We start from the raw sequence: 15073 nt of genomic DNA, 5'->3' as shown, positions 1-15073 counted from the left end.
AGTCAGCTTTCGGTGCGGGTCAGCTGCACAATAGCTGCTCGCAGACGCATTGGTATCAGGGGCTTGTGCAACACCCATAGCCGCAGGGCAGCATCGTACCCCTGAGGGTGGGCAGTGTTGGCGGTCATCAGTATGCCTCCGGCAACTGAGTGTTGTTGCTGCAATGTATTGAACAGGCTGTGGCCGGACATGCCTGGCAGATGGACATCGCTGATAAGAAGGGTGTCGGGATGCGCCGGCCACTGCGTGACAGCCTGTTCCGCTGTAGCGAACCCCTGGGCCCGGTAGCCCCATGCCTCAAGTGTCTGGCACACCCAATGCCTTGCCTCGTGGTGATCTTCAACCACAACCAGGCAATGCTCCTGCAGGCTGTGGCCACTGTTTCCGGTGTGCGGCGTCGTGCTTGTTGCCGGTGCCCGGGTGGCGGGCAGGCTGATCCGGAAGCAGGCACCACGTCCCGGTTGTGATGTCACTTCACAGGTCCCCTCCATCAGTCCGGTGAGCTCCTGAACAATGGCCAGCCCCAGGCCAAGCCCGGGATCGTGGCGCTTGCTGTTGCGGTAAAAGGGCGCAAAGATCTGGCCAAGCGTTGCCTGATCCATACCCTTGCCGTTGTCTTTTACTTCAAAGATCAAGCGCCTGCCCCTGTGGATTGAGCAGAGAGAGATCCTGTTGGAATTGCTGTGATCCAGCGCATTGACCACCAGATTCTGCAGCACACGGTGCAATAGTTCCGGATCGGCCATCACACCCGCAGGCTGTTTCGGTGTTTCAATATCGAGTGCGATGCCCTGGCGCTGAGCCTGTTCCGTGCAGGTTGCCGCGATCTGCCGCATGACCTCCAGGGGGGACAATTCTTTGGGCTCAGGCTTGATCATGCCCTCCTGAAGTCGCGATATATCAAGTACCGAAGCCAGCAGGTTATTGAAGTGGTTGACTGAGTGTTTGAGGCGCGACACCAGTCTGGCCTGCTGTTCTGGCAGGCCGTTGGCGGTAAGATTCTCCAGTACCAGGCTGATGATGTTCAGTGGCTGGCGGAGGTCATGGCTGGCAACGGTGATCAGGTGGGTTTTGCGCTGGCTCTCCAGTTCGGCCTGGTGTCTGGAGGCTTCCAGTAACTGGCGATCGAGAAAGTGGGCGCGTTGCCGTTGTTCGCTGAGCCAGGAGCCCACCATCCCGATGATATTGGCCGTGATAATGAAGAACCCGTTGATGAGCAACTGGCGGACAGTCATGCCAGTAGCCACCTCAACCGCCAGATAGGCTGCAATCACCAGCATGGAAAGGAGCGATACGGTGCAGAACGGTATTCCCATCACGAAATAGCCGAACATCAGCATCAGCAGGATGCCCTCGTAGGGCAAGGGGTGGTGAGCGAGCCGTGCGATACCAATGATGGCGACCACGCTCAGGCCGCCAATCAGGTAGGCAATGCCATAGAGGGTGACAAAGGTGCCGGGTGTGAGATTCCGCCACGAGAGCCACCACACGCCGGCAATGACGGGGCAGGTTATCAACAGCCTCACGGCCATGGTTTCCCCGGCGATGGATGGTGGCAACATCATAGCGTCGAGAAGGGCGTAAACCAGGAATAACAGGAGGGCCGCCGCAGAAACGGGGCGGGCCCGTTCTCGTATGCCTTCGTTGCGGATTTTCCGATAGCAGCGCTCCAGTTCGGGTTCGAATCGCAACCTCCGGAACCCGGGGTATCGTTGCTCTCGCAACTGATCAATATTCATGGATGGATGTCCGGCGGGGTTATTATTTTTCTCAGTTTAACGCCGCCGGGTCGTTGTGAATGGCAGTAGTGCACATTACGGTGATTGCGTTTCCAGCGCCCGTAGCTTCGCCCAGGTCCGGGACTGTTCGTCCTCGAAGTGCTGTTGCAACAGGCGGGTTTCCATGGCGGCCCGGTCCTCCCGGGTAACGCCGGACTGGTCCAGGCTGGCAAGCTCCCGACGATACTGCTCGAAGCGCTGTTCAAACTGCTCCCTCTCTTCCAGGTAGGCCACCACCTCCGCGGTTTGCGCCGGGTCTACCCCCATGTCCCTGAGCTGTTCGCCGGCGTCTTGCGGGGAACTGGCATCGGCCAGAGCCTTCTGGCGCTGCTGGTACCGTTCGCCATCAGCCATCATGCGGGTTTCTGTACGGCGAATAACGTCAGGGAGTTGCTGGCGATGCCATTCCTGCAGCGTGGCTTTGGCTTCCGGGGAAAGATCGGTTCTTTGCTGGATATCCAGGCTGGCCAGGGTGTACTCACCGTAGGCTTCTTCCAGCCCGAAAAAGGCATCATGAGTGTTGGGGTCGAAGGAGTTCCGCCTCAGCTGCTTCAGGTCGGTCAGTGCGCTTTTCAGCATCTCCAGCTGATACCGGGGGTCATGTTGCCGGCCGGGGTCGAGATTCTGGCTGCCGAGGGTCAGTGCGCTTTCCTTGTAGCTCAGGTACTGATCAAGCAGGGCGAGGGCCTGCTCGGCTGCCTGTGGAGGGAGACTTTCCCGGGCCAGCCTCTCGATTTCCGCCAGGGATTTCTCAGGGGAAACCTCGCCCACGGTATTGAGGAAATAATCGAAAAAGTCCCTGGTTTCAAGATTAACAATCAGGTTGCCATTGCTGTCGGCCTTCAGGCTGCCGTCGATGTGCGTACCGGCAAGCGAGCTGGCGAATGGCTGGTCGCCGAGACTCGCCGGGGTGCTGTAGGTGTCGGGCGTCGCTTTTTGTTCTGCAATGTCAGTTTTACCGGCAGCTCCGGTCGTTTCCGGTGCCGGGGTGGCCGCGGTCTCGGAGGCCAGAGTGTGGGTGTTTTCTGCTTTGTCCTCTGGCTTCCCAGTCAGTGACCAGATGCTGAATACAAATACCGGTATGACTGCGATGAGGGAGAGAAAGGCTATTTTTTTCAGGGCTCTGTTACTGGGCATGTCAGATATCCAGCCGTGGCTAATACAGGAATCACCGGAGCCGGCAGCGCCGGTCCGGTGAGGTGTCAGCTCAAGGAGAAACGCTGGCGATTATAGACCGCGATTCTTCAGGCGATTGGCGTGGCTGCGATAGAGGGAAACCGGGCTGGTCCTCCAGGAACGGGCGCCAAACAGGTGATTAATGGCGTCCACGTGGTTCATGTCGTAATGGGTGCCGATCACATTGCCCATCTTCGTGGCGCACTCGCCTACCAGGCCGTCGTTAGCCTCATTTCCGAAAGCCAGTGCGGTGACGCCCAGGAATGGGTCGGTGATGTCTGTCCAGTTGGTCCAGACTGAGGTGCCGGTCCAGGAAAAGAACTTGATTTTGTTACCGTTGATCCAGATATCCTCATTGGTACCGGCACAGGACCAGCGGTTGACCCCTTTCCAGCCCAGCGCGTCATTGAGCTGTGTCGTTCCGCGGGTGGTCAGCGTTTCCAGTGCAGCCAGCCCGTCCTGGGGGTTGTCAGAATCCGACAGGGCATTGACCAGATCACCCAGTGCGTTGGCAATGGCGTCAGCGCCACCTTCAACATGGCTGCCCGGTGGAAGGATGCCGCGAACAACATCGGCCACCCTGGAGCCTTTGTTCACCCCGTTGATGGAGGTAACAGAGGCGATTTTGTGGGGGATCAGCGAGGCGGTAACACGGGATGTCGGTGCGCCCTGACTGTGAGCCATGATATTGACCTTGGACTGGCCCAGACCGTTGATATAGTTGGCAAGCTGCTGGCCTCGTTGTTCGCTGCTGTTAACAAACGAAACACTGGCTGAATACACTCTCGCGCCACTGCGCTCGAGGTTCCACGGAATGTTGTGGAAGTAGTTGATCAGTCCACCGATAGTGTTGAAACCGGTGACACCGTGAACCAGAACAATGGGATGCTTTGTCTGGGTGTAGCTGGCATGGCTGAGTGTGGGTGCGGCAAGCACGGCACAGCTCATGATCACTGCGAAAGTGATGAGTTTACGCATGGTTGACTCCTGTTGTTTTTGTGAATCGGCTACCGGATCCGGCAGCCTTTGTCGCCAATGCGTTGCGGATTATTTGCGATTACGGGGCGAGTAAGAATCGCCCATTTGGGGGAGGTAATATGTCGTGGTTTGCGGGAGAGGGGAGCTGGAGCGGTTTACAGGTCGGGCCCGAAACGGTGAGGCTCCAGCTCCATATGAACAATGCGCTGGCCGAGCATGATGATGCGGCCGTTATAGCGTTCTTCGCCGGTTGAGGTGAAGTCGAACAGAAATCGGCGCCACACACGCAGGCTGCCGTTGTCGTCTCGCTTGAACCAGAGGCCGCGAAGATAGACCGCATCATCCAGCAGCATCACATCCATCTTCTTGCAATAGTTTCTGGCTGCCTGGAGCACAAAGTCCTTTATGGCCTTGGCCCGCCACCAATACCAGGTGGCGAAGCCGGCCACAAAGAGCCAGAAAAGCGTTCCGAGCGTCACTGTGCCGGAGCTCTGGTTCCGTTATCACCATTTCCGTATTCGGCCGCAGCCGAGCCGTGATGGTCACGGCCCAGAAGTATGTAGAACGCTGGCAGGACGAAAATGGTGAACAGGGTACCGATGCCAAGGCCGGTGCTGATGGTCAGACCGATGGCAAACCGGCTTTCGGCACCGGGGCCAACGGCAATCAGCAGAGGTACCATGGCAAAGATCAGCGCCAGTGACGTCATGATGATGGGGCGCAAACGTATGGCTGCGGCCTCGATAACGGCCTCGCGTTTGTTCAGCCCTCTGTCGACCTGAAGCTGGTTGGCAAACTCCACGATCAGTATGCCGTTCTTCGACACCACCCCGATCAGGGTGATCAGGCCTACCTGGGTATAGATGTTCATGCTGGCGAAACCGAGCACGATGAACGCCATGGCACCGGCGACAGACATGGGAACGGAAACCAGGATGATGAACGGATCACGCCAGCTTTCGAACTGCGCCGCCAGCACCAGATAGATCACCAGCAGTGACAGGAAGAAGGTCACCATCAGTGCGCTGCCCTGGTTGGCAAATTGCCGCGACTCACCGGTGTAATCATAAGAGAAGCCCTGGGGGAAACTCTCCCCAGCGGCGTTTTCCATAAAGGCCATGGCGTCGCCAACGGTTACCCCCGGGGTTATCACACCTTGCAGTGTCAGCGAGTTAAGCTGGTTGAACTGGGTCCTCTGGGAGGGTTCTACCGCCTTCTCGAAGCTGATAACGCTGGATAGCGGAACCAGCTGGCCGCTGTCGGCACGAATGTAGTAATCATTCAGTGCCTGCTCATCCATGCGGAATTCCTGGTCCACCTGGGGAATGACCTGGTAGGAGCGACCCTGCATGCTGAATCGGTTGATGTATCCGCCGCCGAGCATGCTGGACATGGCCTGGCCAACGTCCTGCATGGAAAGGCCCAGATCTGCTACCCGGTCCCGGTCAACCTTCACCTGGGTAACCGGGCGATCGAAATCGATGGATTTCTGCAGGAACATGAAGTTACCGCTTTCCATCGCCTTGCCCTGGAGCTCATCGGCAATGTCGTTCAGGCGCTCGTAACTCTCACCGGTGGTGATGACGAACTGGAACGGCAGACCACCGCCGGAACCCGGCAGGGAGGGGCGTGGGAATACCGCAGTTTCCAGGCCGGTCACATTCTTCAATTCTTGATCCAGCAGTGGCTGGGCTTCGAACTGGCTGATGTCACGGTCGCCCCATGGCTTCATCTTGAAACCGCCGAATACGGCGTTGGGGGCGGTAATGCCGAGGATCATGAAGTCTTCGTTGTATCCCGGCACTGTCGACATCCGCTGTTGCACTTCGTCGCCGTGTTCCTGCAGGTAATCCAGGGTCGATGTCTGGGCGGCGGTTCCCTGATAGAACAGGATGCCCTGGTCTTCGGTAGGTGCCAGCTCGTTCTGACTCATCGCGACCATGAAATAGATGGAACCCAGCACCACAATGGCGAAGAAGATAACCACCGATTTGGTGTCCATCAGTGAGCTGAGTGCGCGCTTGTATCCGTTAGCAAGCCCATTGAAACTACGCTCAACCAGTTGTTCAAACCGGCCCGGATTGCCGTGGGGTTTAAGAATCTTGCCCGAAAGCATGGGGGACAGCGTCAGTGCCACGATGCCCGAAATCACAACCGTACCCGCCAGGGTGAAGGCAAACTCTGTGAACAGGGAGCCGACAAGGCCGCCCATGAACCCGATTGGCGCGTAGACGGCTACCAGCGTGGTGGTCATCGCGATGATGGGCGTGGCCATTTCCCGTGCGCCGTTGATCGCCGCATCGAAACGGGATTCCCCTTCCTCAATGTGACGGTGAACGTTCTCCACCATGATGATGGCGTCGTCCACCACGAGGCCGATGGCAAGAACCATGGAAAGCAACGTCAGCAGGTTGAGTGAGAAACCCATCATCAGCATGACAAATGCGCCACCGATCAGGGACAGGGGAACCGCAACAGAGGGCACCACAGCGGCGCGGACGGACCCGAGGCAGAGAAAAACCACCACCAGAACGATAACCATTGCCTCCAGGAGGGTCTTGATCACTTCTTTGATGGAGTTGTCGATAAAGTCGGAGGCGTCATAGGCCAGGCGAACGTCGAGACCCGAAGGCAGCTGGCTTTCAATGCCCGGCAGCTCGTCTTTCACCTTCTCGGCAACGGTAAGCGGATTGGCTCCGGGAGAAAGCTCGATGGCCACGTAGGTGGCCGGCTGGCCCTTGTAAAGCGCAAGCTGGTCGTAGGTTTCCGAGCCCAGCTCGACCCGGGCGATGTCGCGCAGGCGTATCAGGGAGCCGTCGGACTCCTTCACAACCAGATCCTTGAATTGCTCGGGATCACCGACATCGGTGTCGCTGGTCATGCTGATTTTGGTGTACTTGCCTTCCGTATTGCCCACGGCGGCCTGATAGTTATTCCTCAGCAGCACGTCGACAACTTCGCGGGGCGTCATGTCTACCGCTGAGAGTCGCTCCGGATCAAGCCACACCCGCAAGGCAAACTTGCGACCGAGCAAGTCGGCCTTGCCCACGCCAGAAAGCGCCTGGAGCTTGGGCTGGACTACCCGTGTGAGATAGTCGGTGATCTGTGGAACCTTCAGCTCATCGCTGTAGAAGGCAATGTACATCAGGGCCGTAGAGTCACCGGTGGTGGAGGTGATGACCGGGTCCTGTGCATCCGCCGGAAGCACGTTGCGCTGGCTGGCAACCTTGGCCTGAATTTCGGCCAGTGCTGCGTTGGCGTCATAGTTCAGCACCATCTTGGCTTCGATGGTGGACTGGCCCTGCGAACTGGTGGAAGTCAGGTAATCAATGCCGCTGGCTTCCGCGATGGCCTGTTGCAGGGGAGTGGTAATAAACCCTTTTACCAGGTCGGAACTCGCGCCGGGATAGGCCGTGGTAATGGTGACGGTCGTGCTTTCCAGCTCCGGATACTGGCGTATTTCCATTTCCATGGCCGCCCGTGCACCCAACAGCAGGATGAGCAGGCTGACCACCGTGGCAAGGACGGGGCGCTGAACGAATATATCGGTGAAACGCATTACTCGGACGCCTCCGCCGGCTTGCCGCTCTCTTCCTGGACTTCGACTTTCTGTCCCGCGCGTAATCTCAGCAGGCCTTTGGAGACCACCCGTTCACCCTCTTCCAGTCCATCGGTTACGGCGACGCGCCCGTCACGGGTATCACCGGTCTGCACCGTGCGGCGATTTACAATCAGGTCGCCATCGTCGTTCTCTTCCACAACGAAGACGAAGTCGCCGTAGGTGTTGTAGGAAATAGCGGTGCGAGGCACGGTAACAACCTCCCGATCTTCCGGCTGGCGGGTAGCAATTGTTGCAAACATACCGGGGCGCAGCAGGTTGTCCTCGTTGTCCAGTGTGGCACGGATGCGAACGGTACGGGTTTCGGGATTAACCGAGGTGTTGATGGCGCTGACCTTGCCCTCGAAGGTGCGGTCAGGAACCGCGGCGACCGTTGCAACCACATCATAATCACGGTCAACCCTGGGCAGGTCTTTCTCGGAAAGCGTGTAATCCACGTAGATCGGATGGAGCATGTTGATTTCCACAATGGGAGTGCCAGTACCGATATACTCTCCCTGGTCAATCAGGCGCAGGCCGAGTTTGCCGTCGAAAGGCGCACGGATGACCTTCTTGCTCAACTGGGCTTCGGCTTCGTTGACACGAGCCCTGGCGGCATCGAAGTTGGCCTTGGCTTCATCATACTGGGACTGGGACACGGCCCGCTTCGGCAGAAGATCAGAGACCCTTTTGAACTCCTGCTCAGCCAGTTGGGCTTCTGCCCGGCGTGTACGCAGAGCGGCCTCGTCGATGGCGGCATCAAGCCGGATCAGAATATCGCCCTTTTCAACGGTATCACCAGACTCGAAGCTGATAGTCTCAACAACGCCAGGTACTTCGTTGGCCACTTCAATGCCGTTGATCGCCTCAACACTGCCAACAGCCTTGAGCTCCGGTGTCCACTTTTCAGCCTTTGCGGTGCTTGCAGAAATCTGTGCAGGCGGTTGCGGTTGGGAAAACTGCTTTTCCATCTGGCTGAACTGGTAGAACTTATAGCCAAAAATGCCGCCAAGTACGACGCCGAGAAAAACGATTACAATCAGGAAGCGGGAGGCAGTGCGCATAGTTCAGATCCTGGGTCGTATGTCTGTTGCAGGTGATCGTGTCAGTTTCGTAGGCTCTGGCCATCGGCTCTGGCGGCCGGTATGTCCGGCGAACAGAAAGATGGTGGTCAATGAGACAACATGGGAAAACCGTAAAGAATAGCATCCTATACAACGGTTGGGGGCATTGTCACCGATTTGTCAGTAAATGTGCGTACAATTACTGCGCTGATCCCAGGGGGCCGGCAATGGCAGAATTACGACCGAAGTACCAATAAGGATTATCGAATGCACTGGATTCTTGGTATTGCCCTGACGGCTGGCGCATTCATTGTACTGAAACAGTGGGGGGCGTTAACCCCTGAAAAGAAAAAAGCGGCCACCTGGAAGATTCTGTTGGTCGCAGGCGGGGCCCTGCTTCTTTTCATGGTGCTGACCGGCCGGGTTCATGTGCTGACGGCCGCGGTTGCCGCCATGTTGCCCTTACTGAGAAAGCTACCCGCCTTACTCAGGTTTGCGCCCATGGTCCGCCGCGTTTTTGGCCAGGACGGAGGTGCGGCCAGCGAGAGTCGAAACGAAAGCAACGGGGGACGTCAGCAGGCGCAGAGCAGTTCCGGTAACATGTCGCTCAGAGAAGCGTGTGAGGTACTGGGGGTGACGCCAGATTGTACCCGCGAGGACGTCATTCAGGCACACCGGCGGCTGATGCAGAAGTTACATCCCGACCGGGGTGGTAACGATTACCTGGCCGCCAAAATCAACGAGGCCAAAACTGTGTTGCTCAAACCCCAGGCCTGATCACCGTCAATAAACTTCCACTCTTACTTCAAATGTCTGGTTCTGCTGGCTGTTACCACCGGTCTGGTAAGTAATTCCGGACTGTTCACCGACCCTTCGCTCGCGAGTACTGCCAAGCTCGATCCATTCGCCTGGTTCTACCCTGCGGATCGTCATTAGTGCTTCGGTTTCATAGCCGGGTAGGTCGCCCTCAGGATCTTCCTCGAAAGAGACGATATTCAGTTCGATGGCCTGGTCGGAAATAACCTGTGGACTCACCAGAAAGCCGCTGCGGGTTTCCACCTGGTCAAGAAAAGCCGCCGGGTTCCGCCCGCCACGAATGGCAACCGGCACCGTGCGAACCTGTCCGGAGGTAATGTGAGCCGACTGGCCATCCTGAACCACGAGGGTGCGTTCCTGATGGCGTCGCGTGGTGGTAACCTTACGTTCAGCCTGGACGTTCACCCGGTTGTTGTTGCCGGAAACCCCTACGCCGCCACTTTTACTGTCGACGTTATTGCGGGAGCGGACCGTAATGCGCATCTGCACCGGTGCAACGTCCATGGTTTCCACCAACATGCCAATCTCATCCAGCACTGAAGGCTCGCCGCGTACCACCATCTGCTGCCCGCGAGCAGTGATGGAGATCTGACCATCGGGGTAGAGTTCGCGAATTTGCAGGGCCACATCCTCGGCGGAACGTTGGCTCATCTCATAAGTGCGGGCTTCAGGTGCCGCAGCGATGGTTCCGGAAAACAGCAACAACAGAAGCGCCATTATTGGGACAAGATAAGTCTTGGCAGGCCGGGCAATGTGAATGTGCATTGAAAACTCCGCGACAGGTTTGACCGGAAAAACCACAAAAACCGATTTACGGGTTGCAAAGCCGGAAACAGGGGATATATATTGGAAAGCATGAAGACGACACACGCGACCTGTCAATTGAATGTTCTGCAAGCTTTCGGTGAAAAACCGGCAGCTGCGGTCGCTGCTGTGTTTTTCTGGTGGTTTGGTTATGGCTATTTTAGCCAGAGCCCGGGCCGCCCGTAAGATCTTCATCGACCGAACAACGAGGAAGGCAGCCCGGCAGAAACCCAGGCTGCCACCGGACTCAAAAAGCCCCGACTGGTAGCCCAGCCGGGGCTTTTTTGATTCTGATACAGGGAAACGGGAACACTGACCATGAACATGTCGCTGAATATCGAGACAGTGCACGAAGCCGACCGGCCGCGCCGGGTGGAGGGCACAAGCGGGGAGGTTCTGCTGCCGACACCGGCGGACCTTCGCGCCAGCCTGCCGCTTTCCAACAAGGTGCAGGCGCAGATAGACCAGCATAGGGAGGCCATACGCCGAGTTTTGCACGGTGAGGACCCGAGAACGCTGGTGGTTATCGGGCCTTGTTCCATACATGACGAAGTGGCAGCACTGGAGTATGGCGAAAAGCTGAAAAAGCTGGCGGACGATGTCAGTGATCGTTTCCTGATTACAATGCGAGCCTACCTCGAAAAGCCCCGTACAACCGTCGGCTGGAAAGGCCTGCTCTACGATCCCGAACGCACCGGTACCGGTGACCTTAACGAAGGCCTGCTGCGTTCGCGTCGCCTGCTCCTTAACCTGTCAGACATGGGCCTGCCCCTGGCCACGGAAGCCCTCAGCCCGTTTGCCATGGACTACCTTGGCGACCTCGTCAGCTGGACCGCCATTGGCGCCCGCACCACAGAGTCCCAGGTCCACCGGGAGCTGGTCAGCGGCCTGCCAATGCCAACGGGTTTCAAGAACGGCACCGACGGCAGTATCGGCGTGGCGATCAATGCCATGAAATCAGCGGCCCATCCTCATCACCGGTTCGGTGTGGGCAGCAATGGCGCTCCGGCGATGATTACAACACAAGGCAATCCCGATACTCACCTTGTATTGCGTGGTGGGCGGGGCATTACTAATTACGATGAGGAAAGTATCAGGGCGTCAACAGAAGCTTTATTTACGGCCGGCGTTTCTGCTTCGGTTATGGTTGATTGCAGCCATGACAATGCCCAGAAGCAGTCAGCGCGGCAACTGGAGATTGCCAGGGAAGTGATCGCCCAGAAGCGGTCTGGCAACCAGAATATCGTTGGCTTGATGTTGGAAAGTTTTCTTGAAGAAGGGCGCCAGAATGACAGCGACGATTTGCTCTACGGCTGCTCGCTGACGGACCCCTGCATCAGCTGGAAGCAGACGGAAGAGCTGTTGCGTAGCCTGTGAATCAGACTCTGGTGCATGCGCCGGTCTGTAGGCCTCTTCCAGAACACGCCCGTAAATACGTCCCTGTAGGGCTCGGTCGCGCCATCCCTGGCGCTCCACGGTTCTGGAAGAGGCCTACAAACCGGCGCCCCGGGCCTGGTCGGTTTGGCCTGAGCATCTCAGGTCACTCTTTACCCTGAATGCTTCCTTCTCCGGAAACCGTTGAAAACAGCAACTGCCCGGCGAGCAACAGTAAGACGCCTCCCATCAGGCGGTCCAGCCAGTAGCCGAAGCGGTTAAACCCCTTGCGAATCTGGGGCAGCGTGAAGAACACCGCTACTGCCACAAACCACAGTCCTGTCGCCACCGCCATATAGATGCCGTAGGCAGACTGGATGGCAATCGGTGTGCCCGGGCTGATAATCACCGAAAATAACGAAACGAAGAACAGGGTTGCTTTCGGATTCAGCGTATTAGTCAGAAAACCCAGCCGATAGGCTGCCAGGCCGGATTGTCGCTCACTATTTGCAGTCTCCACATGAATACCGCCGGCTTTCGAACGCAGGCACTGGATTGCAATCCAGGTGAGGTACAGCGCTCCGACAACCTTGAGAATACTGAATAATACCAGGGATTGCTGGATGATCAGGCCGATGCCCAGCAGAGAATAACCGACGTGGACGAGTATGCCCGTGCCGATGCCAAAGGCGGTAAGCAGGGCGTTGCGACGGCTCTGGCAAAGGGCCTGGCGGAGCATCACGGCAAAGTCCGGGCCGGGGCTGGCAACGGCGAGGAAGTGAACGAGGGCAACGGTAACGAACTCCGGCCAGTAAATTTGCATGCCTGTTGTCTCCTGGGGGAATTCCGGGGCAGGATGTCAGTCTAGAAGGTCAGGAACAAAAAGTCCTGCACAGATGCGCAAAGTGTTCCGGTCAGGAACTGAACCATTACCGGATATCCCCTCTATACTCAGGCAAGTGAAACATTCCGACGGCCAGGAGTTGTTGACATGGAAAAACGCAAGGTAGATGTCGCGATTATCGGAGCGGGCACGGCCGGCATGGGTGCTTACCGTGCCGCCCGCAAGCACACAGATAATGTTGTGATGATTGAGGGCGGCCCCTATGGGACCACCTGTGCCAGGGTGGGCTGTATGCCCAGCAAGCTGTTGATTGCAGCAGCAGACAGTGCCCATCACCTGCAAAAGGCGCCGATGTTCGGCGTGCACGCCGGTGAGATCCACATTGATGGCAAGGCGGTTTTGGCCAGGGTGCGGAAAGAACGGGACCGTTTCGTCAATTTTGTAGTGGAAGCCGTTGAGGGGTTTCCCGAGGCGCATCGTATCCGCGGTCACGCCCGGTTTCTGTCACCTCACCGAATGGTGGTCGGAGATAACCTGGAAGTTGAAGCCGGGCGGGTGGTTATCGCAACCGGCTCCCGGCCGAATATCCCCGGTTTTCTCAAGGACGCGGAGGATCGACTGGTGGTGAGCGATGACGTGTTTGAGTGGGAGGATCTGCCGCAATCGGTGGCGGTATTCGGCCCCGGCATTATTGGTCTGGAGCTGGGGCAGGCGCTGAGCCGGCTGGGCGTTCGGGTGCGGATGTTTGGCGTCAGTGGTGGGGTTGGTCCGCTTCAGGAGGATACCATTCGGAAATGCGCGCTGGCGTCTTTCAATGAGGAGTTTGCCCTGGATGCAGATTCCGACGTGCAGTCAGTGGAAAGGACAGACGAAGGTGTCCGTATCCGGTTTGCGGATCAGGATCGTGGTGATACTACGGAAACCTTTGACTACCTGTTGGCGGCTACGGGGCGGCGCCCGAACGTGGATGGGCTGGACATTCAGAATGCCGATATTGCCCAGGATGACCGGGGCTCACCCTTGTTCGACCCATACACACTTCAGTGCGGAGATAGTCACATATTCATTGCGGGCGATGCCAACAATGATACACCGTTACTGCATGAAGCAGCTGATGAGGGGCGCATTGCCGGCGATAATGCGGGCCGTTACCCGGACGTGAGGGCAGGACTGCGGCGGGTACCGCTGGGTATTGTGTTTACCGACCCGCAGATTGCCACTGTGGGCATGACTCTCAAGGAAGTCGAGGAACGGTGCAAGGGCAGTTACGCCGTCGGCAAGTTGTCATTTGAAGGGCAGGGTCGTAGCCGCGTTATTGGTGCCAACAGGGGGTTGTTACATTTATACGGCGAAAGAGGCAGCGGCCTGTTTCTTGGCGCGGAGATGTTTGGCCCCGCCGCAGAACATATCGGCCACCTGCTGGCCTGGGCTGCGCAGAAGCGCATGACGGTGAGTGAAATGCTCGAAATGCCATTTTACCATCCGGTCATCGAAGAGGGGCTCAGGACAGCCCTACGGGATCTCAACCGCAACCTTGATATCGGGCCTCGGCCTGTTGAGCAGTGCCTCGATTGCGGACCCGGTGGCTAACCTCAGTGAGAGCCGGTTTCAGAAGCTCCTGGCAACCGGGCCAGGAGCGTTCTTGTCGGCCCCCCTTGCAATCTGCTGTTTGCGGGCCCATATCTTCTCATGGAAGAAATAGGCAACCGTGTTAATGGCCGGTTCAACCATGGCAATCAGACTGCCTATAAAGATATCGCCGGTCAGCAGGTAGGCAACAGCAAACGCCACGGTGAAGTGGGTCATCGCAAAGGTGATCGTTTTTAACAGGGAGTTGTCACCCTTGGTTCCATGGTTATGAACAAACATTTTCAGGGTACTCATGATCGGCTCTGCCTGTTGAGTGACTACGAATACATTTAATCGCAACTGATAACCATTTAAAAATTAATTATCTGAAGAAAATCTATAGTTCTTTACTATCATCCGGTGAAGTGAGCTATTGCTATTGGCTATAGGATGGATTGCTTCATTTTCCTTTACCTATCGCTGGCATCTCGTTATTGTTTTAACCATCACATTCGGATAACAGTCAAGGAGACACGTTATGAGCAAGAATTTTATCGGTCTGGATACTGAAAAGACTCAACAACTGGCGAATTCACTGAACGATCTGCTGTCCAACTACCAGATTTTCTACATGAACGTGCGCGGTTATCACTGGAATATCAAAGGCGACAATTTTTTCGAGCTGCACGCCAAGTTCGAGGAGCTCTACGACGACCTGCTGCTGAAAATTGATGAGATTGCGGAGCGGGTGCTCACGCTTGGTCATCGTCCAGCACACGCGTACAGCACATACATTGAAAAGTCAGAAGTGCCTGAGCGTAAAGACGTTGCCGATGGCAAGGATGCGGTGGAGAACATTGTTGAGAGCTTTGCCAAACTGATTGGCAAGCAGCGCGAGTTGCTTCACCTGGCCGGTGATGCAGACGACGAGGGTACTGTGGCACTGATGAGCGACTACATTTCCCAGCAGGAAAAAACCGTCTGGATGTACCGCAGCTATCTGGGTCAGTAAGTCAGTCCGCTTCTAACCCATAATCCTGCGAAAGATGGCGACCTGAGGGTCGCCATCTTT

Annotated in this window: 13 protein-coding genes; 4 read left to right on the top strand and 9 right to left on the bottom strand. The window is 56.9% G+C overall.

The window, feature by feature from the left end:
• Window positions 1-2: 2 nt before the first annotated feature.
• From FO268_RS05275 to FO268_RS05250, 6 genes are all read right to left on the bottom strand, one after another.
• A complete protein-coding gene (locus FO268_RS05275; RefSeq protein ID WP_150990458.1) occupies window positions 3-1739 on the bottom strand; it encodes a hybrid sensor histidine kinase/response regulator in 1737 nt (578 codons plus the stop codon).
• Window positions 1740-1814: 75 nt separating this feature from the next.
• Window positions 1815-2915, bottom strand: coding sequence for a lipase secretion chaperone (locus FO268_RS05270; protein ID WP_150990456.1), 1101 nt, complete (start codon window positions 2913-2915; stop codon window positions 1815-1817).
• Window positions 2916-3005: 90 nt separating this feature from the next.
• Window positions 3006-3932 (bottom strand): esterase/lipase family protein, encoded by a 927-nt coding sequence (locus tag FO268_RS05265; protein WP_150990454.1) that lies wholly within the window; start codon window positions 3930-3932, stop codon window positions 3006-3008.
• A 155-nt stretch (window positions 3933-4087) separates the two neighbouring features.
• Window positions 4088-4411: a DUF3301 domain-containing protein gene (locus tag FO268_RS05260; protein WP_150990452.1), complete on the bottom strand. Its 324-nt coding sequence runs from the start codon at window positions 4409-4411 to the stop codon at window positions 4088-4090.
• On the bottom strand, window positions 4408-7491 hold the full coding sequence (locus tag FO268_RS05255) for an efflux RND transporter permease subunit (RefSeq protein ID WP_150990450.1): 3084 nt from the start codon (window positions 7489-7491) through the stop codon (window positions 4408-4410). The genes FO268_RS05260 and FO268_RS05255 overlap by 4 nt, the downstream gene beginning before the upstream one ends.
• Entirely contained in the window at window positions 7491-8594 is a 1104-nt protein-coding gene (locus tag FO268_RS05250; protein ID WP_150990448.1) for an efflux RND transporter periplasmic adaptor subunit, read from the bottom strand. Before FO268_RS05250 ends, FO268_RS05255 begins: the two co-directional genes overlap by 1 nt.
• A gap of 267 nt (window positions 8595-8861) precedes the next feature.
• On the opposite strand from FO268_RS05250, the gene FO268_RS05245 reads away from it, so the two are divergent.
• The gene (locus FO268_RS05245; protein WP_150990446.1) at window positions 8862-9371 is read left to right on the top strand and encodes a DnaJ domain-containing protein; all 510 of its coding nucleotides are present in this window, start codon (window positions 8862-8864) and stop codon (window positions 9369-9371) included.
• Between the two features lie 6 nt (window positions 9372-9377).
• On the opposite strand, the gene FO268_RS05240 is transcribed toward FO268_RS05245, so the two are convergent.
• On the bottom strand, window positions 9378-10175 hold the full coding sequence (locus FO268_RS05240; protein WP_191966841.1) for a secretin N-terminal domain-containing protein: 798 nt from the start codon (window positions 10173-10175) through the stop codon (window positions 9378-9380).
• A 357-nt stretch (window positions 10176-10532) separates the two neighbouring features.
• Between FO268_RS05240 and FO268_RS05235 the strand changes: the two genes are divergently transcribed.
• Window positions 10533-11591, top strand: a complete 1059-nt coding sequence (locus FO268_RS05235) for a 3-deoxy-7-phosphoheptulonate synthase (RefSeq protein WP_150990444.1) — start codon at window positions 10533-10535, stop codon at window positions 11589-11591.
• A 163-nt stretch (window positions 11592-11754) separates the two neighbouring features.
• Here FO268_RS05235 and FO268_RS05230 read toward each other — a convergent pair whose 3' ends face one another.
• Window positions 11755-12411, bottom strand: coding sequence for a LysE family translocator (locus tag FO268_RS05230; RefSeq protein ID WP_150990442.1), 657 nt, complete (start codon window positions 12409-12411; stop codon window positions 11755-11757).
• Between the two features lie 168 nt (window positions 12412-12579).
• On the opposite strand from FO268_RS05230, the gene FO268_RS05225 reads away from it, so the two are divergent.
• On the top strand, window positions 12580-14022 hold the full coding sequence (locus FO268_RS05225; RefSeq protein ID WP_150990440.1) for a dihydrolipoyl dehydrogenase: 1443 nt from the start codon (window positions 12580-12582) through the stop codon (window positions 14020-14022).
• A gap of 18 nt (window positions 14023-14040) precedes the next feature.
• Here the strand turns inward: FO268_RS05225 and FO268_RS05220 are convergent, their stop codons facing one another.
• Window positions 14041-14316: a DUF2061 domain-containing protein gene (locus FO268_RS05220; protein WP_202336538.1), complete on the bottom strand. Its 276-nt coding sequence runs from the start codon at window positions 14314-14316 to the stop codon at window positions 14041-14043.
• A gap of 223 nt (window positions 14317-14539) precedes the next feature.
• On the opposite strand from FO268_RS05220, the gene FO268_RS05215 reads away from it, so the two are divergent.
• A complete protein-coding gene (locus FO268_RS05215) occupies window positions 14540-15013 on the top strand; it encodes a Dps family protein (RefSeq protein ID WP_150990438.1) in 474 nt (157 codons plus the stop codon).
• Window positions 15014-15073: the final 60 nt, after the last annotated feature.

The organism is Marinobacter denitrificans, from assembly GCF_008795955.1.
In the GTDB taxonomy this organism is placed as follows: domain Bacteria; phylum Pseudomonadota; class Gammaproteobacteria; order Pseudomonadales; family Oleiphilaceae; genus Marinobacter; species Marinobacter denitrificans.
The sequence above is the reverse complement of the archived record's forward strand: the minus strand, read 5'-3'. Positions and strand labels throughout refer to the sequence as shown.

Excerpts from the sequence above, each read along its gene's own strand:
- FO268_RS05255 (WP_150990450.1), bottom strand. The coding sequence starts at position 7,491 with ATGCGTTTCACCGATATATTCGTTCAGCGCCCCGTCCTTGCCACGGTG.
- FO268_RS05225 (WP_150990440.1), top strand. The coding sequence starts at position 12,580 with ATGGAAAAACGCAAGGTAGATGTCGCGATTATCGGAGCGGGCACGGCC.
- FO268_RS05215 (WP_150990438.1), top strand. The coding sequence starts at position 14,540 with ATGAGCAAGAATTTTATCGGTCTGGATACTGAAAAGACTCAACAACTG.
- FO268_RS05275 (WP_150990458.1), bottom strand. The coding sequence starts at position 1,739 with ATGAATATTGATCAGTTGCGAGAGCAACGATACCCCGGGTTCCGGAGG.
- FO268_RS05220 (WP_202336538.1), bottom strand. The coding sequence starts at position 14,316 with ATGAGTACCCTGAAAATGTTTGTTCATAACCATGGAACCAAGGGTGAC.
- FO268_RS05235 (WP_150990444.1), top strand. The coding sequence starts at position 10,533 with ATGAACATGTCGCTGAATATCGAGACAGTGCACGAAGCCGACCGGCCG.
- FO268_RS05265 (WP_150990454.1), bottom strand. The coding sequence starts at position 3,932 with ATGCGTAAACTCATCACTTTCGCAGTGATCATGAGCTGTGCCGTGCTT.
- FO268_RS05270 (WP_150990456.1), bottom strand. The coding sequence starts at position 2,915 with ATGCCCAGTAACAGAGCCCTGAAAAAAATAGCCTTTCTCTCCCTCATC.
- FO268_RS05240 (WP_191966841.1), bottom strand. The coding sequence starts at position 10,175 with ATGCACATTCACATTGCCCGGCCTGCCAAGACTTATCTTGTCCCAATA.
- FO268_RS05250 (WP_150990448.1), bottom strand. The coding sequence starts at position 8,594 with ATGCGCACTGCCTCCCGCTTCCTGATTGTAATCGTTTTTCTCGGCGTC.
- FO268_RS05245 (WP_150990446.1), top strand. The coding sequence starts at position 8,862 with ATGCACTGGATTCTTGGTATTGCCCTGACGGCTGGCGCATTCATTGTA.
- FO268_RS05230 (WP_150990442.1), bottom strand. The coding sequence starts at position 12,411 with ATGCAAATTTACTGGCCGGAGTTCGTTACCGTTGCCCTCGTTCACTTC.